Annotated in this window: 21 protein-coding genes and 1 tRNA gene; 10 read left to right on the forward strand and 12 right to left on the reverse strand. The window is 63.9% G+C overall.

Going from position 1 to position 21,743, the window contains the following annotated elements:
* Positions 1 to 133: 133 nt before the first annotated feature.
* Positions 134 to 259 (reverse strand): type B 50S ribosomal protein L36, encoded by a 126-nt coding sequence (gene ykgO / locus J4E08_RS08455; protein ID WP_007792261.1) that lies wholly within the window; start codon positions 257 to 259, stop codon positions 134 to 136.
* Between the two features lie 111 nt (positions 260 to 370).
* Positions 371 to 445, reverse strand: a tRNA-Val gene (locus tag J4E08_RS08460).
* Between the two features lie 156 nt (positions 446 to 601).
* Here J4E08_RS08460 and J4E08_RS08465 point away from each other — a divergent pair.
* Positions 602 to 1,471: an N-formylglutamate amidohydrolase gene (locus J4E08_RS08465; protein WP_349538099.1), complete on the forward strand. Its 870-nt coding sequence runs from the start codon at positions 602 to 604 to the stop codon at positions 1,469 to 1,471.
* A 2-nt stretch (positions 1,472 to 1,473) separates the two neighbouring features.
* On the opposite strand, the gene lpxK is transcribed toward J4E08_RS08465, so the two are convergent.
* From lpxK to rbfA, 8 genes are all read right to left on the reverse strand, one after another.
* Entirely contained in the window at positions 1,474 to 2,466 is a 993-nt protein-coding gene (gene lpxK, locus J4E08_RS08470; RefSeq protein ID WP_349538100.1) for a tetraacyldisaccharide 4'-kinase, read from the reverse strand.
* Positions 2,466 to 3,671, reverse strand: a complete 1,206-nt coding sequence (locus tag J4E08_RS08475; protein WP_246429264.1) for a 3-deoxy-D-manno-octulosonic acid transferase — start codon at positions 3,669 to 3,671, stop codon at positions 2,466 to 2,468. Before J4E08_RS08475 ends, lpxK begins: the two co-directional genes overlap by 1 nt.
* Positions 3,672 to 3,676: 5 nt before the next feature.
* Complete coding sequence (locus J4E08_RS08480; RefSeq protein ID WP_425502954.1) at positions 3,677 to 3,916, reverse strand: DUF4170 domain-containing protein; 240 nt, start codon at positions 3,914 to 3,916, stop codon at positions 3,677 to 3,679.
* 147 nt (positions 3,917 to 4,063) lie between these two features.
* Complete coding sequence (locus J4E08_RS08485; protein ID WP_349538101.1) at positions 4,064 to 4,837, reverse strand: 3'(2'),5'-bisphosphate nucleotidase CysQ; 774 nt, start codon at positions 4,835 to 4,837, stop codon at positions 4,064 to 4,066.
* A complete protein-coding gene (locus J4E08_RS08490; protein ID WP_349538102.1) occupies positions 4,824 to 6,170 on the reverse strand; it encodes a TldD/PmbA family protein in 1,347 nt (448 codons plus the stop codon). Before J4E08_RS08490 ends, J4E08_RS08485 begins: the two co-directional genes overlap by 14 nt.
* A gap of 115 nt (positions 6,171 to 6,285) precedes the next feature.
* Positions 6,286 to 7,740 (reverse strand): S1C family serine protease, encoded by a 1,455-nt coding sequence (locus tag J4E08_RS08495; protein ID WP_349538103.1) that lies wholly within the window; start codon positions 7,738 to 7,740, stop codon positions 6,286 to 6,288.
* Between the two features lie 48 nt (positions 7,741 to 7,788).
* Positions 7,789 to 8,553 (reverse strand): phosphodiester glycosidase family protein, encoded by a 765-nt coding sequence (locus tag J4E08_RS08500; RefSeq protein WP_502949254.1) that lies wholly within the window; start codon positions 8,551 to 8,553, stop codon positions 7,789 to 7,791.
* Entirely contained in the window at positions 8,550 to 8,942 is a 393-nt protein-coding gene (rbfA, locus tag J4E08_RS08505; RefSeq protein WP_183963697.1) for a 30S ribosome-binding factor RbfA, read from the reverse strand. Before rbfA ends, J4E08_RS08500 begins: the two co-directional genes overlap by 4 nt.
* An 86-nt stretch (positions 8,943 to 9,028) precedes the next feature.
* On the opposite strand from rbfA, the gene dapB reads away from it, so the two are divergent.
* Positions 9,029 to 9,841, forward strand: a complete 813-nt coding sequence (dapB, locus tag J4E08_RS08510; protein WP_349538104.1) for a 4-hydroxy-tetrahydrodipicolinate reductase — start codon at positions 9,029 to 9,031, stop codon at positions 9,839 to 9,841.
* Between the two features lie 265 nt (positions 9,842 to 10,106).
* Here the strand turns inward: dapB and J4E08_RS08515 are convergent, their stop codons facing one another.
* On the reverse strand, positions 10,107 to 10,289 hold the full coding sequence (locus tag J4E08_RS08515) for a DUF1674 domain-containing protein (RefSeq protein ID WP_183963693.1): 183 nt from the start codon (positions 10,287 to 10,289) through the stop codon (positions 10,107 to 10,109).
* Between the two features lie 83 nt (positions 10,290 to 10,372).
* On the opposite strand from J4E08_RS08515, the gene J4E08_RS08520 reads away from it, so the two are divergent.
* From J4E08_RS08520 to J4E08_RS08555, 8 genes are all read left to right on the forward strand, one after another.
* Complete coding sequence (locus J4E08_RS08520; RefSeq protein WP_349538105.1) at positions 10,373 to 11,614, forward strand: RsmB/NOP family class I SAM-dependent RNA methyltransferase; 1,242 nt, start codon at positions 10,373 to 10,375, stop codon at positions 11,612 to 11,614.
* Positions 11,615 to 11,740: 126 nt separating this feature from the next.
* Positions 11,741 to 13,489, forward strand: a complete 1,749-nt coding sequence (locus J4E08_RS08525; protein WP_502949255.1) for a heparinase II/III family protein — start codon at positions 11,741 to 11,743, stop codon at positions 13,487 to 13,489.
* 21 nt (positions 13,490 to 13,510) lie between these two features.
* Positions 13,511 to 15,109 (forward strand): bifunctional phosphoribosylaminoimidazolecarboxamide formyltransferase/IMP cyclohydrolase, encoded by a 1,599-nt coding sequence (gene purH, locus J4E08_RS08530; protein WP_349538107.1) that lies wholly within the window; start codon positions 13,511 to 13,513, stop codon positions 15,107 to 15,109.
* Positions 15,110 to 15,327: 218 nt separating this feature from the next.
* Entirely contained in the window at positions 15,328 to 15,849 is a 522-nt protein-coding gene (gene lspA, locus J4E08_RS08535; protein WP_349538108.1) for a signal peptidase II, read from the forward strand.
* Between the two features lie 107 nt (positions 15,850 to 15,956).
* Positions 15,957 to 16,487 carry a DUF3035 domain-containing protein gene (locus tag J4E08_RS08540; RefSeq protein WP_349538109.1) on the forward strand — a complete coding sequence of 177 codons (531 nt, stop codon included), beginning with the start codon at positions 15,957 to 15,959 and terminating at the stop codon, positions 16,485 to 16,487.
* Positions 16,488 to 16,597: 110 nt separating this feature from the next.
* Entirely contained in the window at positions 16,598 to 17,938 is a 1,341-nt protein-coding gene (locus J4E08_RS08545) for a M16 family metallopeptidase (protein WP_349538110.1), read from the forward strand.
* Positions 17,935 to 19,251 carry a M16 family metallopeptidase gene (locus tag J4E08_RS08550; RefSeq protein WP_349538111.1) on the forward strand — a complete coding sequence of 439 codons (1,317 nt, stop codon included), beginning with the start codon at positions 17,935 to 17,937 and terminating at the stop codon, positions 19,249 to 19,251. Before J4E08_RS08545 ends, J4E08_RS08550 begins: the two co-directional genes overlap by 4 nt.
* A gap of 99 nt (positions 19,252 to 19,350) precedes the next feature.
* Positions 19,351 to 20,826, forward strand: a complete 1,476-nt coding sequence (locus J4E08_RS08555; protein ID WP_349538112.1) for a DUF2252 domain-containing protein — start codon at positions 19,351 to 19,353, stop codon at positions 20,824 to 20,826.
* A gap of 39 nt (positions 20,827 to 20,865) precedes the next feature.
* Here J4E08_RS08555 and dapA read toward each other — a convergent pair whose 3' ends face one another.
* Positions 20,866 to 21,741 (reverse strand): 4-hydroxy-tetrahydrodipicolinate synthase, encoded by an 876-nt coding sequence (gene dapA / locus J4E08_RS08560; RefSeq protein WP_183963675.1) that lies wholly within the window; start codon positions 21,739 to 21,741, stop codon positions 20,866 to 20,868.
* Positions 21,742 to 21,743: the final 2 nt, after the last annotated feature.

The raw sequence follows: 21,743 nt of genomic DNA on the forward strand, positions 1-21,743 counted from the left end.
TGGGGGCGGCGTTTGTGTTTTGCCTCAAAGGAAACAACCGCACCTGTCAGGCAACGCACAGGCAAAGAAAAACCTCCGCGACAAGATGTCGGCGGAGGTTTTCGAATCGCTATCGCGAAGACCTGAGGGCGAATTAGCCCTGACGTGCCTTGAAACGGCGCTGGGTCTTGTTGATCACGTATACGCGGCCCTTACGGCGCACAACGCGGCAGTCGCGGTGGCGCTTCTTGAGCGAGCGGAGCGAGTTTGCGACCTTCATTGGTCTCTCCTTCGTCTTTCGCGGCGCGCGAGCGCCAAGGTTGTGCCTGTTCCCGGAACGTATCGGGCGCCATCCGTAACGGACGCGCCCGTGCACCGAGAGGTGGAATAATGGTGGGCGATACTGGGATTGAACCAGTGACCCCTTCGATGTCAACGAAGTGCTCTACCGCTGAGCTAATCACCCATATGGCCTTCGCATCTTTCCCTGAGTGCCACCTGAACGGTTTCGGGTGGCGGGCTTTTTGCGCCGGTGAGCGGGTCTATAAATAGGTTATCAGATGGGATCAAGGGCTTTTGGCACAGAAAGAATTCGGTCATTGTATCGTGCAAAGGATTGACGATGCCCTGTACAGCTTACCATTTACATTTGCCTGACGCATTGCGGTCTTGTGTGGTCTTTGCATCGCCGCATTCCGGGCGCGTTTACCCGCAGTCTTTTCTGAACCAGACGGTGCTTGATCCGATGATGATTCGGTCATCAGAGGACGCATTCGTGGATCAACTGTTTGACTGTGCTCCGGAATTTGGTGCGCCGCTTTTGTGTGGCGGGGCGCCACGAGCGTATATTGACCTCAACCGCGCGGCGGATGAACTGGACCCGGCCCTGATCGAAGGGGTCGGTCGGAAAGGTCACAACCCACGTGTGTCCAGTGGTCTGGGCGTTGTCCCCCGAGTCGTTGCCGGGGGCCGCTCGATTTATCGGGGTAAGATTTCACGGCTTGAGGCGGAGCAGCGCATCAAGGGAATCTGGCGACCCTATCACGATAAATTGGCGGTATTGCTCAGCGATGCGCGGGCCCGCTTTGGCGAGGCGATTCTGATCGACTGCCATTCCATGCCGCATGAGGCGCTGGATGGCGCCATGCGCGATCATGTAAAACGGCCAGAGATCGTGATCGGCGACCGCTTTGGGGCCTCTGCTGCGCCGGACATCGTCATGCAGGTCGAATCTGCGTTTCGCGCAGCGGGATTCGTCGTGGCGCGCAATACGCCCTTTGCCGGGGCGTACACGACTCAGGCCTACGGTCGCCCGTCGCGCAGCCAGCATGCCATCCAGGTGGAGATTGATCGCGCGCTGTATATGAACGAACGCACAATCGAGCCGACGGCGGAGTTCGAGACCATCCGCCGCACCCTGCGTGGCGTGGTGGCCGAGTTGGCGGCGATCGGTTCGGGCAGGATCCAGGAAAAGCCGCTGGCCGCGGAGTAGCCTCAGCCCAGCACGCGGTCCAGAGCGGCCGCCAGCGGCGCGGGATCGTCGATTTCAAGACGCACGGGCAAGGTCAGGACCTCGCGGCGCATCTCTGGCGGCAGGCGCACGGCGTCTTTTTCGGTTGTGACCAATTGCGCGCCCAGTTTGGCGGCATCCTGCGCCAGACGTTGCAGGATCGCGGTGGTGAAAGGCTGATGATCGCCCAGGGCGACCGTGCCCCGCAGGTCCACGCCTTCGGCCTTGAGCGAGGCAAAGAACTTCTCTGGATGACCGATTCCCGCGAAGGCCAGCGCCGGCAGTCCCTCCCAGTCCATGCCCGTGGGCAAGGGTTTCAGCACGCCGGTGAGGTGGGGGAGGGTGATCTGCGCCCCCCAGGTCTGGGCAAACCGCGTCTGGGCTGCCGGGGGGCCGATGGACAAAAGCAGGTCCGCGCGGCTTTGACCTGCGGCAATGGGCTCCCGCAGCGGACCGGCGGGCAGACAGCGGCCATTGCCGAATCCCACATGTGCGTCGACCGTCACGATGGTCAGATCCTTGGCCAGCACCGGGTTTTGCAGGCCATCGTCGAGCACGATCACGTCGGCCCCGGCGGCCTCTGCCGCCTGCGCGCCAGCGGCGCGGTCCCTGGCGACCCAGGTGGGGGTGAAGGCGGCCAGCAAAAGCGGCTCGTCTCCGGTTTGGGACGCCGCGTGGGTGCGTGGGTCGACCTGCACCGGGCCGTCCAGCGTGCCGCCATAGCCGCGTGACACCACATGCGGCGTCAGCCCGCGCGCTTGCAACAGCTGGACCACCGCGATGGCCGTGGGCGTTTTGCCGGTGCCCCCGGCGTTGATGTTGCCGACGCAGATCACCGGGATGCCTGCGCGATGGTCGGGCGGTTGCGCCACACGGCGGGCGGTGGCGCGCGCGGTCACGGCGGCCAGCGGGGCCAGAAGGCGGGCGCGCAGGGCCGGGGCGTCGGGCGGCGTGGCCCAGAAGCGAGGGGCGTGCATCAGGCGGTGTCTTTCGTATCCAGCGTGTCGAGAACTTCGGCGATGACCCTATCCACCAATTCCGCGCCGGATGAAATCAGATCCCAGCCGGCATGGGCCATTTGCGCCGCCTGATCGGGGGCCACGATATGCAGCACGGCGGCGGCCAGCGAATCGGCGTCACGCACGATTCGGGCCGCGCCTGCGTCCACCAGCCGCGTATAGCTGTCGAGGTGCTTGCCCACGTTTGGTCCGTACAGGATCGCGGTGCCAAGGGTCGCGGCCTCGTAGGGGTCTTCGCCGCCTGTGCCGGTCAGCAGCGAGCCGCCCAGAAAGGCAACCGGGGCGACGCGATACCACAGGCCCAGCTCCTCTGGTCCTTCTGTCAGCAGCACCTGGGTGTTTTCATCCAGTGATTCGCCCATGTCCCAGTGACACACCCGCATCTGCGACGCGGCGGCGGCCCGGATGATGCGCTGCGCTTCGTCCTCTGATGACGGTACGATGACCAGCAAGAGGCGGTGGTTCAGGCGCACGGCCTGACGGTGGGCGGCGAGGACGTCCCGCGCCTCCAGACCCCTCAGACGGGCGGCCAGCCAGACCGGACGCCCGGAAAGCTGGCCGGAGACGTCCTCGTGCAGGCCGGCGGGGCAGGGCAGGGGCATGTCGCTGTCCATCAGCGGGGCCGTCGCGTGCACACGGGCGGCATCGACGCCCATGCGTCGGATGCGGCGCGCGGCGGGTTCTCCGGTGGTGTAGAGGCTGTGAAACAGCGCCAGCGTGGCGGGAGCCGGATCGGGCAGCCATCGCGCTGCGGCAGGGGCCAGCGGACCTTCGGGGCCAAGGTCCAGCGCCATCAGGTGTGCGTTCTCCTGGCGGAAGGACGACAGCAGCGCGGGCCGCAAAGCCCCTCCGGCCCAGAGCACAAGATCGGGCTTGAAGTGTTTGGCGTAGGCGGCGCAATCGCTCAACCGTTCCGTCGGAGCCGGAACGTGCGGCATCTCGCTATGAGCGGAAGTGTCGCCCGACAGGATCACGGAGATATCCGGGTTCTGCGCCATCAGGCGGGCGCAGAGCCTGGACAGCGCGCGCCCGCGTTCCGCACCGGAGGCCCAGGCCCAGACAAGCTGGCCCGGTGGGCGTGGGGGCAGGGGCGGCAGGTCGGACGCGCCGGTGCCGCGCGTTGTGGCCAGATAGGCCTGCAGGGACAGCGCGCGGCTGGACATGGGGGTTAGCCCAGCTCTTCGGTCGAAGAAGCCTCGGTCTCTTCCTGGCGCAGACGGTGCAGGTGGGCGATGAAATAGCGCATGTGGGCATTGTCCACGGTGCGCTGCGCCTCTGCTTTCCAGGCGTTGTAGGCTGTTTCGTAGTTTGGAAAGATGCCGACGATATGAAGGTCGTCTACATCGCGAAAGACGGTCTTGGTCGGATCGACGAGTTCGCCGCCAAAGACGAGGTGAAGGCGTTGCATGTCCATGCTCCTGTTGGCAGGGGAAGGAAGTGGCCGTTTCGCAATGCACCGGAGCCTAAGCAAACGCAACCGGGGGTCAAGCGTGGCGGGGCGCAGGCTGCCACGGCAATGGTCAAGAAAGCCTTGCCCGCGCACGAAAAATAGGAGTCAGCGCAGCCGATGCAAGAGCGCCGCGTGCAGCGTGGGGTTGGCGGCGACCATGCCATCGACCTGCGGGTGGGCTGCGTTGAACACCAGCGGCGCGCCATGGCGGTCGCTGACATGAGCGCCGGCCTCTGACAGCAGCAACGACCCGGCGGCAATGTCCCATTCCCACGTCGGGCGGAAGGTGAACATCGCGTCGAACCGTCCCTCGGCCACGAGGCTCTGGCGATACGCGAGCGAGGGCCTGTGATGGCGCGTGACCTCTGGCGCGCCCTTGATCCAGTAGCGCGATTCCATGGCGGGGCGGGTGGCGAGCACCTCTGCGCCGTTGGCGTCTGCGCGTTGTGTCACGCTCAGCGGTGCTCCGTTGATATGGGCGCCTGCGCCCCGGGCGGCCGTGTACAGGCGGTCGAGCATGGGAAGGTAGACCACGGCGGCGGTTGCCGTGCCGTTTTCGACCACGGCCAAAGAATGCGCCCAGGTTTTCGCTCCCTCGATATAGGAGCGCGTGCCATCTATCGGGTCCACGATGAAGGCGCGCGATGTCGCGAGGCGCTGCGGATCGTCCAGGCTTTCCTCTGACAACCAGCCGTAGCCGGGGCGGGCGGCGCGCAAGACGCGCTCCAGCTGGGCGTTGACGGCGAGGTCGGCCTTGGTCACCGGGCCCTGGCCGTCGTCCTTCTGCTTGATGCCAAGGTCCTGCCCGAGAAAGCTCCGCGCGACGGTGCCTGCTTCGTGGGCGGCGCGGATCAGAAGTTCGAGGTCAGTCTCCGGCAAGCGTGAGCCCCTCGACCAGCAGCGACGGCACCACCCGCGACAGCCATGGGCGCGCGTCGTTGGCAGGGATCAGCGTTTTCAGCATTTCGCGCAGGTTGCCCGCGATGGTCACACCGGACACGGGGTAGACCGGCTTGCCATTTTCGATCCACCAGCCCGCAGCGCCACGGGAGTAATCGCCGGTGTTGGGATTGATGGTCGAGCCGATCATCGAGGTGACCAGCAGGCCGGTGCCCATCTGGGCCATCAGGTCGGCGCGGCTTTGTGTGCCTTGCGTCAGTTCAAGGTTCCAGCAAGCCGGGCCGATCCCGCCGGAGGTGCCGCGTGCGGCGTTGCCGGTGCTTTCCATCCCCAGTTTGCGCGCATTGGCAAGGTCCAGCGTCCAGCCCTGCAAAACGCCGTCCTGGACCAGCACACGTTTGCGCGTGGGCAGGCCTTCGCCGTCGAAGGGGCGCGACGAGGCGGCGCGGGGGCGATGCGGATCTTCGCGCAGGGACATGCCTTTGGGCAGGACGTCCTCGCCCATGGCGTTGAGCAGCCAGGAGGAGCCGCGGGCGATGGAGGATCCGTTGGTGGCGGCGCTGAGATGGCCGATCAGGGAGGCGGCGATGCGCTCGTCATACAGGACGGGATAGGCGCCGGTTTTGGGCCGCCTCGGGTTCAGCCGGTCCACCGCGCGTTCGCCAGCGATGCGCCCGATTTCGGCGGCGTCGCGCAGGTCCGATTGAAAGGTGCGCCCGTCGCCGTCGTAGTCGCGCTCCATCTTCAGGCCTTCGCCGGCGGAGGCAACGCAGGAGCGGGACCGCGACGTGCGGCTGTAAGCGCCCTCAAATCCATTGGTGGCGGCGATGGCCACGTTTTGGGCGGAATAGGAGGCGGAGGCCGACTGAACCTGCACGACACCTTCGACGGCAAGGGCGGCGGTCTCGGCGGTGCGGGCGTCATCCTCGAGTTCCGAGGCGGAGGGTTCTGCGGTCGGGTCGGCCAGTTCCAACGCGGCGATGTCCCAATCACGCGCCAGTTGGTCCGGATCGGCGAGGCCAACATAGGGGTCTTCGGGCGCTTCACGGGCCATTGCGACGGCGCGTTCGGCCAGCGTGGCCAGTGTTTCCGGCCGCGTGTCGGAGGTGGAGACGGAGGCCACCCGCTGTCCCACCAGCACCCGCAGGCCAAGGTCACGGCCTTCTGCGCGCTCTGCCTGCTCCAGCTGGCCCGCGCGCACGTCGATGGACACGGAGGTCCCGTCCAACGCCACGGCGTCGGCGGCATCGGCCCCGGCCTTGCGGGCGGCGTCGAGCAGGGCGCGGGTCAGGTCTGCGGGGGACTGGGACATCGTGGGGCCTCATTGCTGTTTGCTCTGAGGTAGGCTGGGCAGGGCCGGGGTGCAAGCTTTGGTTGGAGAACGGCAGGCCGGGCGGTGGCGGCAGTTCCGGCTGCAAAGCGGGCGTTCAACGTGTCAGACACTCGATATACGTGGTGAAGGCGGCTGACTGCTCTGCCAGCATTTCCGGTGCGAGCGGGGTCCGGTCGGTGTTGGCCTGCGGGCTGACGCCCTGTTCGGCCAGAAAGCGGCGCGCGACCTCACCGCGCACGGCGAAGTTGATGTTTTGCGCTGTTGCGCCGGGGCGATCCTTCAGTCGAGCGGTCACGACGCCGACCACCGATCCATCCGCCGCGACAAGCGGGCCGCCGGAATTGCCGGGCTGCACCGGCGCGCTGATCTGCAACCAGTCGGGGTCGCCGCCGATCCCTGTGACGCTGCTGACCGCACCGCGCGTGACGTTCAACCCGCCGAGCACATCGGCAAAGGGGTAGCCCAGGACGGTGACATCCGCGTTCAGCCGCGCCGGCGCGTCTGAGAAGATGGCCACCGCCTTGGCCCGCACGCTGGCGGAGAGCAAAAGCGCCAGATCGCGCTTGCCGTCAGCAGCAACCAGAAAGGCGCGCTCGCCGTTCACGGTTATGCTGTCGCAAGTGTCGACCACATGGGCGTTGGTCAGGACGTGGCCCTTGTCGGAGACATAAAAGCCTGAACCGCTGGCCCCGCCGCTGCGCGGTGTCGGTGTGGTCCTGGCGGTAAGGGCGGGGGCGGGCGGTGCTGGCTCCGGCTCCGGGTCGTTGAGGATGGCGAGCGCGCCCATGATGGCGCGATCCAGAGCACCCCCTTGTGTGACCGCAAGCGGGTCCGCGCGTCCCGGCGTGATGGAGGCCGTCACCGCCGCGAGAAGAGCGGCATCCTGACGGTCGGCTGAAATCAGGATCGTGGACCAGAAGCCGTCGATCAGATCGGAACGCGCATAGAGAACGGACCCGTCGGCGCGCTGGATCGAGGTCACGGATCGGCCCGGTTGACGCAACTGATAGGGCTCCGTGGCCATCTGGTGCCGCCCCCACGCGTAGCTGTGCACCGCATTCAGTTCGTCCCAGCTCAACCGACCGATGGAGTAGGCCAGCGACGTCCCGACGTGATGAAAATTGATGAACAGCTCTGTTGTCTCATCGGCCTTCACCCGCTTTTGCGGCACGAAAAACGACAGGCCGAGGGGCTCTGAATACTCCAGCTCCCAGCCGTTTTCGTCGATGGCCAGAACGAGGGACATGGCCAGCATCGCCATATGCCAGTCCTGCGACCCGGAGCCGAATTCCTGAGCGCTGTAGGCGCGCATGGCGCGCTGGCTGATCCGGCCCCAATCGCCATCGAGCAGCCCGTTGTAGTGACCTTCGAAGGCGAGGGCGGCCTGAAGGAACCGCTTGTCCTGCCAGCTTAGGGACCGGGCGGAGAAATCGCGAAAGAGGTGGCTGTTGTCCTGCGCATCGGCGTGGCGCGGGACCAGTGTCGCAGGCAGCGCCAGAAGCACGAGCAACCCAAACAGACGAAGAAACGAGACCAAAAAACGCATCATGGCAAACCTTTGTCTCAGCCTGCCACGACATCTGGTGCGGTGCAACGATTACCGGAGCGGCTCGGTCACCGCTACGATTGGCCCCATGCGGCGGCCCAGATCGTTGCGCCCGAGGCTGGGCGCGTAAAGGCGTGAGATATTGCCATCCAGAAACAGGGCATCCGGCAGCTTGAGCGCGTCGCGGAAAAACAGGGCAAAGTCGTAGAAGGTGACGGTGTTTTGCGAGATGACAAAAACCGCACGCTTGCCGTCCTTTGATGTGCCGACGCCGTTGCGCACGTAGCGGGATGTGCTGTCGGGCAGAAAGCGAGGGTGCAATTGCCCGTCGATCACCAGCATCGGTCCGGATTGCGTTGCATCGCGACATGCGGGCTTTTGCGCCAGAAAATCGCGTGTCTCGTAAACGCGGGCACCTTTGTCACTGATGCAGAAGACACCATTTGGCAGCAGACCGAAGTTGCCCGGTCCGGCCGATGAGATCACGCGCATTTCTTCTGTCCCGTCCTGCACGTAGTGGCCAACGGGTGAGCGGTCGCTGTGATACATCCCTGCGTTCATGGCAAAGACCAGCGTCTTGTCCTGCTCTTCCAGCGCTTGCTGAAGGAAAGTGAAATGCCCGAACGGGCGTCCTGTGTCGTCCGTCAGGTAGAGGCCGAGGTGCTCCGCGGAGGCATCAACTTCGCAGACGGTATAGCGGTTGTCGTCGTGCGTGACGTTTTCGCAAGTCACCGCGCGGGCCCGCGGCGCGATGGCCGTGGCCGCAAGGGCCAGGGCCAATGTGATGAGACCGCGTCGCAGCATCGGGCGGGTCATTCCGTGTCGCGGCGCACGGTCTCGTCCGAGAACAGGCGGCGTGTTTCGTCGAGCTGATCGAAGGTTTCGTCCAGGCGAAAGCGCAGCTCTGGCGAATATTTCATCGTAAGACCCTTGGCCACGGCGCGACGGAGTTCGCTTTGATTGCGTTCGAGAAGTTCGAACATCTCTTCCACCTTGTTGCCGCCCAGCGGCACCACATAGGCGGTCGCGACCTTGAGATCGGGGGAGACGCGCACTTCGCCCACGGTGATGACCATGCGGTTGAGTTCCGGGTCATGCACATCGCCGCGCGAAAGGACGTCGGAAAGTTGCCGCCGGATGACCTCGCTCACGCGGAGCTGTCGTTGCGACGGACCTGCGCCGTCTTGGATTCTGTTCTTTGCCATGGGCCACACCTAGAACGAAGCTGCTGCTTTGCCAAGCGTGCCGCAGCGATGTAAGGGGAACGTGAATTGCGATGGGAGCAGACGTGATGACGAAACAGCCGGGCGTGGTGGTGACAGGCGTGTCAGGGCGCATGGGGCAAATGCTGGTGCGCGAGATCACAGCCTCGGACAAGCTGAAGCTGGTGGGTGCGCTGGAACGCCCCGGCCACGATTGGGTGGGCCGGGATGTGGGCGCGGCCATGGGCGGCACGGATCTGGGCGTGGTGGTCGAGGATGACCCGCTGGAGGCCTTTGCCCGCGCGCAGGCGGTGATCGACTTTACCGCCCCGGCCGCGACGGTTGCCTTTGCTGAGCTGGCGGCGCAGGCGCGGGCCGTGCATGTGATCGGAACCACCGGCCTGAGCGAGGACGATATCGCGGCCATAGACCGGGCGGCGCGGCACGCTGTCGTGGTGCGGGCGGGAAACATGTCGCTGGGCGTGAACCTGCTGACGAAACTGGTGAAACAGGTCTCTGCCGCCCTGGACGCGGATTGGGATATCGAGATCATCGAAGGCCACCATCACCATAAGGTCGACGCGCCGTCCGGCACGGCCCTGATGCTGGGTGAGGCTGCTGCCGAAGGCCGGGGTGTGGCGCTTGACGATGTGTCGGACCGTGGCCGCGATGGCATCACCGGCGCGCGCAAGCGAGGCGACATCGGGTTTCACGCCATTCGCGGCGGCGACATTGTTGGAGAACATGAAGTGTTGTTTGCCACGCCGGGCGAGCGGATCGTGCTGAAACACATGGCGTCGGATCGCGCGCTGTTTGCACGTGGTGCGCTGAAAGCGGCCTTGTGGGGGCAGGACCAGGACCCCGGACATTATGACATGCTGGACGTGCTTGGTTTGAACTGAGGGGCGGGTCGACGGAGCGGGACTCTTGCCTGTGGCAATTCGCCCGCCCGCCGACCCTTACAAGTTGCGCTCTGGTTCACCAAGCCAAAGGCGCGGGGCCACCGTCGCTTGATCTGCGCCTGACAGCGCGCTGTCCCGGCGACAAGGAAAATAGCCGTATCCACCTGCGGCGGAGCCTCGGCGATTTGCCTTGCCTCCGCGCCATCGCGCCGTCTGTCTGGTCTCAAGCGACGGTGGCTCCGAGCCAAAGGCCGGGCGAAGGGGCTCAGAAGTCGATGGCGAGGCCCTTTTTTTCCCAATCGCCGTAGCGGACCGGTTCCGGGCCATCGCGGCCGCCGTATTCCTTGGGGGCGGCCTTGGCCTCTGCGTCGGCTTTGGCGCGGCGTTCGGCGGCCTCTTGCAGCGCGCGTTGCGCGGCGGGGGGGAGGTCCTTTTGGGCGTCGGTCATGAGGCTTTCCTCTGTCTGGTCAGGTTGATATAGGCCCGCAGGAGGGTTCCGGACAAGGCCGGGGCCGCATTTCCGGAGAGATCATGAGCGCACCGAGCCCCGCCAGACTGGCCGCCGTCGACCTGTTGGACCAGGTGTTGGAACGCGGATTGCCGCTGTCCGAGGGCGAGCGTCTGGAGCGGTTGGTGCCGGCAGAACGTGCCGCCGCCGGGCGATTGGCGGCGCAGGTGCTGCGCAATCTTGAGCGTGCCGACAAGATCCTGAAGCGGCATTTGCGCAAGTCGCCGGACCTGCGCGTAATGAACGTGCTGCGCCTCGGCTGTGTCGAACTGTGTGCCGGGGGGGCCGCCCACGGGGTTGTGTCAGACTGCGTCGAGATCGTGGCGCGGGGCAAGAAAACCCAAGGGGCCAAGGGGTTGGTCAACGCCGTCTTGCGCAAGGTCGCGGCCGACGGTCCGACCGAATGGGCCAAGCTGCGCGTGCCGCGTTTGCCGAAATGGCTGCGCAAGCCACTGGTCGAAGCCTGGGGGGCGGAGGCTGTTGCCGGCATGGAGCACGCGCACCTGCAGGGCGCGCCGGTTGATCTGACACTAAAGGGCGATCTGCCTGAGGGGCTGGTAGGCGAGACGCTGCCCACGGGGTCGTTTCGTCTGGCGGAGCAGGGGCAGGTCAGTGCGCTGCCGGGCTTTGCCGAGGGTGCCTGGTGGGTGCAGGATGCTGCCGCTGCCCTGCCGGTCAGGCTGTTGGGCGACGTCGATGGCCTGTCGGTTCTGGACATGTGCGCCGCGCCGGGGGGTAAAACCCTGCAACTTGCGGCCAATGGCGCGCGGGTCACGGCGCTGGATATTTCCGAAGCGCGGCTGGAGCGCGTGCGCGAGAACCTTGAGCGTTGCGGGCTGGAGGCGGATTTGGTCGCCGGCGACGCGCTGGAGCACCAGGGGCAATACGATGCCATCCTGCTCGACGCGCCGTGTTCGGCCACGGGAACGATTCGGCGCCATCCGGATCTGCCACATGCCCATGAGGGCGAGAAGATCTTTGAGCTGATGGGGCTGCAGGCGTGGATGCTGGACCATGCGCTGAGCCTATTGAAACCCGGCGGCAAGCTGGTGTTTGCCACCTGTTCGCTGATCCCCGACGAGGGCGAATGCCAGATCGAAGAGGCGCTGGAACGGCATCCCGATCTGCGCCTGCTGCCGCTGGAGCAGGATTGGATCGAGGATCACTGGCGCTCCGACGCTGGCGGTTTGCGTCTGCGGCCTGATTTCTGGGCGGAGCGCGGCGGAATGGACGGCTTTTACATGGCTTTGCTGACAAAGGGGTAAACCCTGCCGCGGCTTGGGCAACTCCGAAGATGACTTGGGCACGATTACGCTGTAAGGTCCGGGCAACGCGCCCGCAAAGGGCCAGACCCCTGCGGGAGCAGCTGCGGGCAACGAGGCAAGGCAGAGATGACAACGCAATCGAACTGGCGCACCGCGCCCGTGCGAGTCATGAACCGTGTACACGCGCGGCTGGCGGCGCACGCCCGTCCGGCGGACGGTTTCGTATCGCAACCTGAACCCCGAACCGTTGGCTTTTTCGCCCGTGGCCGACAAATGATTGCCGGAAACCTCATGTTCGCTGGTCATTTGGTGGAGGCGCCGGGGGCGTCTTTGTGGGGGATAACGCCGCCGGACGTGGCCTTTGCCGAAGAAACCCATGGCTTTGGTTGGCTCGATGATCTGGCCGCCGTCGGCGATCTGAAGGCTCGCAGGTTGGCGCAGGAGTGGCTGTGGGACTGGATCGAGCGCTATGGACGGGGCAGCGGGCCGGGCTGGACGCCGGAGCTGGTCGGGCGGCGGATGATCCGTTGGATTCACCACGCCTTGTTCGTTTTGCGCGGACAGCCGGCTGAACGGTCGGAGGCGTTTTACAAGGCTTTGGGGGCGCAGGCGCAGTTTCTGTCGCGGCGCGGGGCATCGTCGTCGCCGGGTCTGCCACGCTTCGAGGCGATGACAGGGTTGCTTTATGCCGGGTTGTCGCTGGAGGGGATGCAAAGCCACGTGGAAGCGGCACGGATGGCGTTGGGCGCGGAATGTCAGCGTCAGGTGGATGAGCAGGGCGGCATTCCAACGCGCAACCCCGAGGAATTGCTCGAGGTTTTCACCCTTCTGACATGGGCGCAATCGGCGCTGGAAGAGGCGGACATGGGGCTGCATCCCGGCCATACGGACGCCATCGTGCGCATTGCACCCACGTTGCGCGCGTTGCGACATGCGGATGGTGGGCTGGCGCGGTTTCATGGCGGGGGGCGCGGCCTTGATGGTCGACTGGATCAGGCGCTGGCGGCCTCAGGGTCCAAGAAACGGCGGATCGAGGGGCTGGCCATGGGCTTTGCCCGTCTGTCGGCCGGACGGACAAGCGTTGTCATCGACGCAAGCCCGCCGCCAAGCGGTGTTGCCTCCTCGAACGCCCATGCCTCGACCCTGGCGTTCGAGCTGACCTCCGGGCGCAGGCCGTTGATCGTCTCCTGCGGATCTGGCGAGGTCTTTGGTGAGGACTGGCGGCGGGCGGGGCGCGCCACCCTGTCGCATTCGACGCTGTGCCTGCAGGGCTATTCCTCGGCGCGGCTTGCACCGACGCGATGGGTCGGGCAGGCGCGGCGAGAGTTGCTGGAACAAGCGCCCAAAGAGGTGCCCACCTACATATCTCACCTGTCCGAAAGCGTCCGGTTCGAGGGCGGGCATGATGGGTACGTTGCGCAGCATGGGCTGACACATGCGCGGTCCCTGGAGATCTCGCTGGATGGACGTAGCCTGCGGGGGGAAGATTACCTCGTGGCGCTGGAACCGCCGGCAAAGAAACGCTTCGACAAGGCGATGGACGCGGTAAAGCTGTCCGGACTGCCGTTCGAGATTCGCTTTCACCTGCATCCAGACGTCGATGTGGCGGTGGATATGGGCGGGGCCGCGGCCTCGATGGCGCTGAAATCGGGCGAAATCTGGGTGTTTCGCTTTGAGGGCAAAGCGGAAATGCGGCTTGAGCCGTCGGTTTATCTCGAAAAGGGGCGTCTGCGGCCCCGTGCGGCAAAGCAGGTGGTTCTATCTGGCAAGGCAATGCAGTATGCGACGCGCGTCCGCTGGTCCCTGGCCAAAGCGCAGGATACGGCAATTGCCGTGCGCGATCTGGCGAAGGATGAGACGGACCTGACCGTATAACGCCCCTTGGGAGTGCCCTCTATGACCGACCTCGCCCCTGTGCGCCGCGCGCTGATTTCCGTTTCCGACAAGACCGGCCTGATTGACCTGGCCCGTGCGCTAGCAGACCTGAAGATCGAGATCCTGTCTACCGGCGGTTCTGCCAAGGCGATGCGCGACGCCGGCATCGAGGTGCGCGACGTGTCGGACCTGACAGACTTTCCCGAGATGATGGATGGCCGTGTGAAGACGTTGCACCCCAAGGTCCACGGCGGCCTTTTGGCGTTGCGCGACAACGGGATGCATGTGGCGTCCATGGCAGAGCATGGCATCGTGCCGATCGATCTGCTGGTGGTGAACCTGTACCCGTTCGAGGACGCGCTGGCGCGTGGTGCCGGGTATGACGAGATGATCGAGAACATCGACATCGGCGGTCCGGCCATGATCCGCGCAGCGGCCAAGAACCACGCGCATGTCTGCACGATCGTGGATGTTCAGGATTACGATTCGCTTCTCGAAGAGATCAAGGCGCAAGGCGGGGAGGAGGCGCAGACCTCCTACGGCTTCCGCCAGCGGCAGGCGCAGATCGCATACGCCCGCACCGGGGCCTACGATGCTGCCGTCAGCACCTGGATGGCCGACGCCGTGGGTGAGCCGACGCCGCGCCGCCGTGTCATCGCGGGCGAGCTGAAGCAGACCCTGCGTTATGGCGAGAACAGCCACCAGCGTGCCGCGTTCTACACCGATGGCAGCAATCGTCCCGGTGTGGCCGTGGCCGAGCAGCTTCAGGGTAAGGAGCTGTCCTACAACAACTTCAACGACACCGACGCCGCGTTTGAACTGGTGTCGGAATTCCTGCCTGCCGATGGCCCGGCCTGCGCGATCATCAAGCACGCAAACCCCTGTGGTGTGGCCAAGGGCGCGACCCTGAAAGAAGCCTATCAGAAGGCGTTTGATTGCGACCGCACCTCTGCCTTTGGAGGGATCGTGGCGCTGAACGGCCAATTGGACGGCGACACGGCTGAGGCGATTTCCGAGATCTTTACCGAGGTGGTCATCGCTCCGGCGATCCACAACGACGCCAAGAAGATCTTTGCCAAGAAAAAGAACCTGCGCCTGATCCTGGCGCCGGGCCTGGCCAACACCGCTGAGGCCGGTCTGGCCTACAAGCAGGTGTCGGGCGGCATTCTTGTGCAGGACCGTGACAACGGAGCCCTGACGCTGGACGATCTGAAAGTGGTGACCAAGATCGCGCCGACCGATGCGCAGATGGAAGACCTCCTGTTCGCATGGAAAGTCGCCAAGCACGTGAAATCCAACGCCATTGTCTATGTGAAGGACAAAGCCACCGTGGGTGTGGGCGCAGGCCAGATGAGCCGTGTGGACAGCGCCCTGATCGCCGCCAAGAAAGCCGAGCGCATGGCGCAGGCGCTGGAATTGCCGGAGCCGCTGACCATCGGCTCTGCGGTGGCATCGGATGCGTTCTTTCCCTTCGCTGACGGTCTGCTCGAAGCAGCGGCGGCAGGCGCGACCTGCGTGATCCAGCCGGGCGGCTCTATGCGCGACGACGAGGTGATCAAGGCCGCGGATGATGCGGGCCTCGCAATGGTCTTTACCGGGATGCGGCATTTCCGCCACTGATCGCGCGACGGTTAGATCTGTCTATACCTATGCGCGGGTGACCTTGCGGTGCCAGCGGTTGTGCGTCCCTTCGGGGGCGCATATTCTTTTGTGACATGCCGGGCAGGCTGCGCAGGCGGGCGACCGCCGACACAGGCGCAGTTTTTCCGATCCGGCGAGTGTGACATGGCTCTCCTCTTTCGAGGCGGGGCGCAAATGGATAGGACGGCGAGACTTCAATGAATGGGGCAGCGGTGACAGGCAGGCAGAACACTTCGCAAGCGCGGCCGCTCAAGCTGGTCTGGTGGGTTGCGCTGGGCATCTTTGCCCTCGACCAGGTGACAAAGATCTGGGTCGTGCATCTGCTGGACCTCAAATCCATGCTGCGGATCGAGGTCTTGCCGCCTTGGCTGAACTTTCACATGGCCTGGAACTACGGCATCAACTTTGGCCTGCTGGCCGGAGAGGCGCCGCTGACGCGCTGGATCTTGATCTCGGTCGCGCTGGGCATCGTTCTGTTTGTCGTGGTGTGGATGCGCCGGGAGCCACCGGGCAAGCCGGGTTTGGTCAGCGCCGGGCTGCTGATCGGCGGTGCGCTTGGGAATGTGGTGGACAGGGTTCTTTATGGTGCGGTGGCGGATTTCCTGAATATGTCCTGCTGCGGGTTCATCAATCCGTTCGCCTTCAACGTGGCGGATATCGCGATCTTTGTCGGTGCTTTTGGTCTGGTGCTTTTTCCGTCGGCCAAGCAAGGCACCTGATCTGGATCGGCAGAAAGCCCCGTGTGGTGCATGTGGGGGCAAAACCCCCCGTGACGTCGCCGGGACAATGGGTTAGAAGCATCGCGACACGGGAAGTGGAGGGCACGATGCGGATTGCGCATCTGACATTCGGTATGATCCTTGGCGCGGTTGCGCTGGCAGGCTGTTCGCAATCGCGGGACGGTGTCCGGCCTTTGCATGATTTGCGGTCCAACAGCGGTGAACCCAATGAATTCGCCATTGTACCCAACAAGCCCCTGACGATCCCGGAGACGATGGCGGCGCTGCCGACACCGACGCCGGGCGGCGGAAATCGCACGGATCAGACGCCGCAGGCGGACGCCGTGGCGGCGCTTGGCGGCAATCCTGCACGCCTTCAGGCTGGCGACGGCGTGGGGGCGGGCGATGCCGCTTTGGTCCAGCAGGCGACCCGTTTCGGCAATGACCCGGCGATCCGTCAAAAGCTGGCGAGCGAAGATGCGGAACTGCGTCAACGCAAGGGCCGCTTGAGCTGGTCCATCGTGCCGCGCGACAATTACGGCAACGCCTACAGCCGCGAGGCGCTCGACCCGTATGCATGGCTGAACAGGTATCGTCAGGCCGGCGCGCGCACTCCGGCGGCTCCGCCGGTCGAGTGATCGTTCACCTCTCGGTCAGAAGACCGTGAGCCCAACAGAGTTAACTTGAAGTTGACGCCCCCGCGCGTAGGTAATGTGTCATTCCGGTTTTCCGAAAGAGATGACACACCATGCGCCACTTACCTCTGGCCTTTGCACTGGCCCTGACACCTCTGACTGCGGTGACCGCACGGGCAGAGGCCCCGGTCACCAGTTTCGAGCTTGAGAACGGGATGCAAGTCGTTGTGATCGAAGATCACCGCGCCCCCGTCGTTGAACATATGGTCTGGTATCGGGCAGGATCGGCGGACGAGCAGCCGGGCGTTTCCGGTGTTGCGCATTTTCTGGAACACCTGCTGTTCAAGGGGACCGAAAAGCTCGATCCGGGCGAGTTTTCCAAGGTCGTCGCAGCCAACGGCGGCTCCGACAACGCGTTTACCAGCTTTGACCAGACCGCCTATCACCAGCGCGTTGCGGCGGACCGCCTCGACCTGATGATGGAGATGGAAAGCGACCGCATGGTCAATCTTCAGCTTGGCGAGGCGGATATCCTGACGGAGCGGGATGTCATCATCGAAGAACGCAACATGCGGGTGGAAAACGATCCGCGTGGCTTGTTCCGGGAACAGCTTCAGGCGGCGTTGTACCTCAATCACCCCTATGGGACGCCGATCATCGGCTGGCGGCACGAGATGGAGGCGCTCGATCTGGATGCTGCGCTGGACTTCTACCGCCAGTATTACGCCCCCAACAACGCGATCCTCATCGTGGCGGGCGACGTGACCCCGGACGAGGTGCGCCGTTTGGCGGACAAGTACTACGCCCCGATCCCGCCGAACCCCGATCTGAAGCCGCGCGCCCGCCCGTCGGAGCCGCGCCAGATGGCGGAACGGCGATTGAACTTTCGCGATGCGCGCGTCTCCACCCCCTATGTCAACCGCATGTACCTCGCACCGGAGCGTGATCCTGGCGCGCAGGAACAGGGCGCGGCGCTGACGATTCTGGCGGAAATCCTTGGCGGCGGGCAGACCTCGGTTCTGAATCAGGCGCTGCAATTCGATCAGAAGAAGGCCGTTTATACCTCGGCGTATTACAACGGCAGCTCGCTGGATGACGGCAGCTTTGGCCTGTTCGTGGTGCCCGCGCCCGGTGTGACGCTGGAAGACGCGGAAACCGCGATGAACGAGGTTGTGGCCAAGTTCATGGTGGAGGGTGTCGATCCCGCACAGCTTGAACGGATCAAATTCCAGATGAAAGCCTCGCAAATTTACGCGCAGGACAATGTCAGCGGGCTGGCACGCCGGTATGGCGATGCGCTGACATCCGGGCTGACCATCGAGGACGTGCAAGCGTGGCCGGAGATCTTGCAAGCGGTCACCGCAGAAGACGTGATGGCCGCCGCCGAGATGATCTTTGACCGCGACAAGTCGGTGACGGGCTACCTGATGCCCGCCGAGGAGGTGACACAATGAAGCGTTTTGTCCTGGCCTTTGGCCTGATGCTGGGGGCCACCGTCGCCCATGCCGAAATCGACATTCAAGAGGTCGAAAGCCCCGGCGGCTTTGATGCCTGGCTGGTCGAGGATCACACCATTCCCTTTGTTGCGCTGGAGCTGCGCTTTCGTGGCGGCGGGTCACTGGATCTGGAGGGCAAGCGCGGCGCGACCAACCTGATGGTCGGGCTGCTGGAAGAAGGCGCAGCGGATATGGATTCGCGCGGCTTTGCCGAGGCGAAAGAGGCCATCGCCGCCGAGATCAGCTATGGCATGACCGACGACGTGGTGCGGATCTCGACCCAGTTTCTGACGGAAACGCAGGATGATGCCGTTGGTCTGCTGCGTGCCTCTTTGGTGGAGCCGACCTTTGACGAGGAGAGCATCGAGCGCGTTCGCCAACAGGTTCTGTCCAGCCTGCAATCGGATGCCACCGATCCCGACAAGATCCTGAGCCGGACGTTCGACGCCATGGTGTTCGGCGATCATCCCTATGCCACAGACTACAACGGCACGATTGAAAGCGTCGCGACGCTGACCCGCGATGACATCTCGACCGCATGGCAGAACGCCATTGCGCAGGACCGTGTCTACGTCTCTGCCGCCGGCGACATCACGGCGGAGGAGCTTGGCGCTTTGATGGATCGTGTGCTCACTGATTTGCCAGAGCAGGGCGCACCGGAGCCGGAAGATATCGATGTGGTGACGGAGGCAAGCGTCACGGTCGTCCCCTTTGAGACTCCGCAGGCGGTTGCGATGTTCGGGCACAGCGGAATGGAGCGGGACGACCCCGATTTCTTTGCCGCCTATGTTATGAACACGATCTTTGGCGAGGGCGGGTTCGAATCCCGGTTGATGAACGAAGTCCGGGAAAAGCGGGGCCTGACCTACGGCATCTATTCCTACCTCGTGCCAAAGGATCACGCGGAACTGATCGTCGGGCGTGTTGCCTCGTCCAATGACCGCATCGGAGAGGCCATTGACGTGATTCGCGACGAATGGGCCAAGCTGGCGGAAACCGGTGTGACCGAAGCGGAGCTGGAGCAGGCGAAGACTTATCTTACCGGCGCCTATCCCCTGCGGTTCGAGGGCAATGGCCCGATTGCCAAGATACTTGTGGGCATGCAGATGGACGGTTTGTCGCCGGACTACGTGACCGATCGGAATGCCAATATCGAGGCCGTGACGCTTGACGATATCAAGCGGGTCGCTGCGGAGCTGATGAAGCCCGACGAACTGGCGTTTGTTGTGGTTGGCCAGCCCGAAGGCCTGTCGGACACTGTCGGACAGTAGACCCTTGTGGCGCAGGGCGCTATGGCGTCCTGCCGCCCATTGCGGAACGAACCGCAGGCGGTGGCGTTGACCCCTTTATAACCAACAAGGGGATAAAAGATGGCCGCGCCACGCAATACGTCGAAGAACGAGACCTCGAAAAGCAAATCAACTGCCTCGTCCAACAGCAAGGCCACGGGACCCGAAGCTCAGAACAACGCGAACGAAAGTCCCGTTTCTGACCTGAAAAGCCGGGTCGAGGACTACCGCAAGCTTGCGCAGAAATACGTCGAATATCCCTGCATCATGCGTCCCGGTGACCTGACCGGCGAAGATCGCCGCAGGCATGTGCGCGAGACCATTCTCGAAGACCATGCTTTGCGCATTTCCCAGCAGTCCGAGGGCGCCAAGGAGAAATTCTCCACGCTGGCGAAATCCCGGTTTTCCTTCTTTCGCGGCACGTCGCTGTTGTTTCACCGGGATATGGTGGGCGAGGACGCGCGGATGCCGACGGTTCTGGCGTTGGGCGATGTGCACCCGGAAAATTTTGGTGTCATGCCCAACGCGGACAATGCGCCGATCTTTGGGGTAAACGACTTTGACGATGTGATTTACGCGCCTTTCACATGGGATCTGAAGCGCGGGACCACGGGATTTCTGCTTGCTGCCGAAGAGGAAAGCGACCTGTCCAAGAAGCAGCGCATCAAGGTCGCCCGCAAGTTCATCGAGGGCTATCACGAGGGCATTGAGTATTACGCGCGACATGACACCGAAAGCAGCCAGCAGATCCGTCAGGACAATTCGCCAAAGGTGATCCGCAAGCTGTTCGACAAGGCCGCCAAAAGCCGCAAGGACTGGCTGTGGGGCCGCTACCTGACCGAAAACGGATTGGGGTTTCGCGCCAATCATGAGCTGACGCCTGTGTCTTCGCGCCGGGTGGAATTCCAGAAGTATATTGACCAGATCGCCAAGGCTTCGGGCATCAAGTGCGAAGGACGCGTCGGGATGCTGAAGGTCAAAGACGTGTGCATGCGCCACGGGCAGGGCACGGCGTCCTTGGGCCTCGCACGCTATTATGTCTTGATCGAGGGGCCGAGCCAGAACGCTTGTGACGACCTTATCATTGAATTCAAACGCGCCCGTGCCTCTGCGCTCGAAGGGTTGGTGCCGGAGAATGCGTTCAACGCCGGGGATCAGGGCGACCGGATCGCGCACGGTCAGGCGGTGCATCTGGCCAACGGCGACGTGTTCTATGGCGAAGCGGAAATAGACGGCGTTTCGTTCATGTCCCGCGAGCGCGCGCCGTTTCGGGACGATATAGATCTGGATGATCTGTCCAAGAAGTCGTGGAAACGCTACGCGCATGCCTGTGGGCAGGCCCTGGCGCAGGCGCATGCGCGCTCTGACGATGCCGGGCAACTTGATTACCGAATCGAGCCGCGCATCCTTGAGGCGATGGACCCGCTCGAGCTGTTCATCGACGACATGTTGTGTTTCGCGAGAGAAGCGGTTCATCGACTGAACCGCGACCACGCCGCGTATAAGCGCGATGTGAAACTGGGGGCTTTCGTCAATCCGATGAAGGCCTACCGCTGAAACAAAAAGGGCCGGTCATGTGACCGGCCCTGTCTTTGTTCAGTTCATCAGGCCCGCGTGTCGCAGACCGGCGTCGATGCGCTCTCGCACCGGCTCGGTCACGGGCATCAGCGGCAGCCGGACGCTCTCTTCGCACAAGTCCAGACGGCCCATGGCGTATTTGACGCCGCACAGCCCCGGTTCAAGGAAGATTGCCTGATGCAACGGCATCAAGCGGTCCTGGATGTCCAGCGCGGTGGCGTAATCGCCATTCAGGCAGGCTTCTTGCATCTGGGAGCACAGGGCAGGGGCGACGTTGGCGGTGACAGAGATCATGCCGCGACCGCCCTGGGCGTTGAAACCGTGCGCTGTGGCGTCCTCACCAGACACCTGGATGAAGTCCTTGCCGCAGGTGATGCGCTGCTGGCAGACGCGGGCGAGGTCGCCGGTGGCATCCTTCACACCGACGATATATTCCAGCTTGGCCAGTTCTCCCATCGTTGCAGGCAACATGTCGACGGCGGAACGGCCGGGGATGTTGTAGATGATGATTGGCAGCTGCGCCGCGTCATGCACGGCCTTGAAATGCGCAATCATGCCCGCTTGCGTGGGCTTGTTGTAATATGGCGTTACCAGCAGAACGCCGTCCGCGCCGACATTCTTGGCATGCATCGCAAAGCGGATGGCTTCGTCGGTGTTGTTGGACCCTGCACCGGCAATCACGGGGATGCGGCCGGCAGCAGCCTCGACCGTCGCTTCGATCACGGCTTCGTGCTCTTTGTGGGTCAGTGTCGGGCTTTCGCCGGTGGTGCCGACGGGCACCAAGCCATGGGACCCTTGGTCCACATGCCAATCCACCAGCTGTTTGAGCGTGGCGAAATCCACCGCGCCGTCCTTGAACGGCGTGACCAGGGCAGGCATTGATCCCTTGAACATCT

Source organism: Sagittula sp. NFXS13, assembly GCF_040148795.1.
Lineage (GTDB): Bacteria > Pseudomonadota > Alphaproteobacteria > Rhodobacterales > Rhodobacteraceae > Sagittula > Sagittula marina.

Bases quoted from the DNA above. Each gene is read 5' to 3' on its own strand.
- J4E08_RS08525 (WP_502949255.1), top strand. From the start codon at position 11,741: ATGACAACGCAATCGAACTGGCGCACCGCGCCCGTGCGAGTCATGAAC.
- rbfA (WP_183963697.1), bottom strand. From the start codon at position 8,942: ATGGCAAAGAACAGAATCCAAGACGGCGCAGGTCCGTCGCAACGACAG.
- dapA (WP_183963675.1), bottom strand. From the start codon at position 21,741: ATGTTCAAGGGATCAATGCCTGCCCTGGTCACGCCGTTCAAGGACGGC.
- J4E08_RS08480 (WP_425502954.1), bottom strand. From the start codon at position 3,916: ATGCAACGCCTTCACCTCGTCTTTGGCGGCGAACTCGTCGATCCGACC.
- J4E08_RS08545 (WP_349538110.1), top strand. From the start codon at position 16,598: ATGCGCCACTTACCTCTGGCCTTTGCACTGGCCCTGACACCTCTGACT.
- ykgO (WP_007792261.1), bottom strand. From the start codon at position 259: ATGAAGGTCGCAAACTCGCTCCGCTCGCTCAAGAAGCGCCACCGCGAC.
- lspA (WP_349538108.1), top strand. From the start codon at position 15,328: ATGAATGGGGCAGCGGTGACAGGCAGGCAGAACACTTCGCAAGCGCGG.
- J4E08_RS08555 (WP_349538112.1), top strand. From the start codon at position 19,351: ATGGCCGCGCCACGCAATACGTCGAAGAACGAGACCTCGAAAAGCAAA.
- J4E08_RS08550 (WP_349538111.1), top strand. From the start codon at position 17,935: ATGAAGCGTTTTGTCCTGGCCTTTGGCCTGATGCTGGGGGCCACCGTC.
- lpxK (WP_349538100.1), bottom strand. From the start codon at position 2,466: ATGCACGCCCCTCGCTTCTGGGCCACGCCGCCCGACGCCCCGGCCCTG.
- J4E08_RS08475 (WP_246429264.1), bottom strand. From the start codon at position 3,671: ATGTCCAGCCGCGCGCTGTCCCTGCAGGCCTATCTGGCCACAACGCGC.
- J4E08_RS08515 (WP_183963693.1), bottom strand. From the start codon at position 10,289: ATGACCGACGCCCAAAAGGACCTCCCCCCCGCCGCGCAACGCGCGCTG.
- J4E08_RS08540 (WP_349538109.1), top strand. From the start codon at position 15,957: ATGCGGATTGCGCATCTGACATTCGGTATGATCCTTGGCGCGGTTGCG.
- purH (WP_349538107.1), top strand. From the start codon at position 13,511: ATGACCGACCTCGCCCCTGTGCGCCGCGCGCTGATTTCCGTTTCCGAC.
- J4E08_RS08495 (WP_349538103.1), bottom strand. From the start codon at position 7,740: ATGATGCGTTTTTTGGTCTCGTTTCTTCGTCTGTTTGGGTTGCTCGTG.
- J4E08_RS08465 (WP_349538099.1), top strand. From the start codon at position 602: ATGCCCTGTACAGCTTACCATTTACATTTGCCTGACGCATTGCGGTCT.
- J4E08_RS08490 (WP_349538102.1), bottom strand. From the start codon at position 6,170: ATGTCCCAGTCCCCCGCAGACCTGACCCGCGCCCTGCTCGACGCCGCC.
- J4E08_RS08500 (WP_502949254.1), bottom strand. From the start codon at position 8,553: ATGACCCGCCCGATGCTGCGACGCGGTCTCATCACATTGGCCCTGGCC.
- dapB (WP_349538104.1), top strand. From the start codon at position 9,029: ATGACGAAACAGCCGGGCGTGGTGGTGACAGGCGTGTCAGGGCGCATG.
- J4E08_RS08520 (WP_349538105.1), top strand. From the start codon at position 10,373: ATGAGCGCACCGAGCCCCGCCAGACTGGCCGCCGTCGACCTGTTGGAC.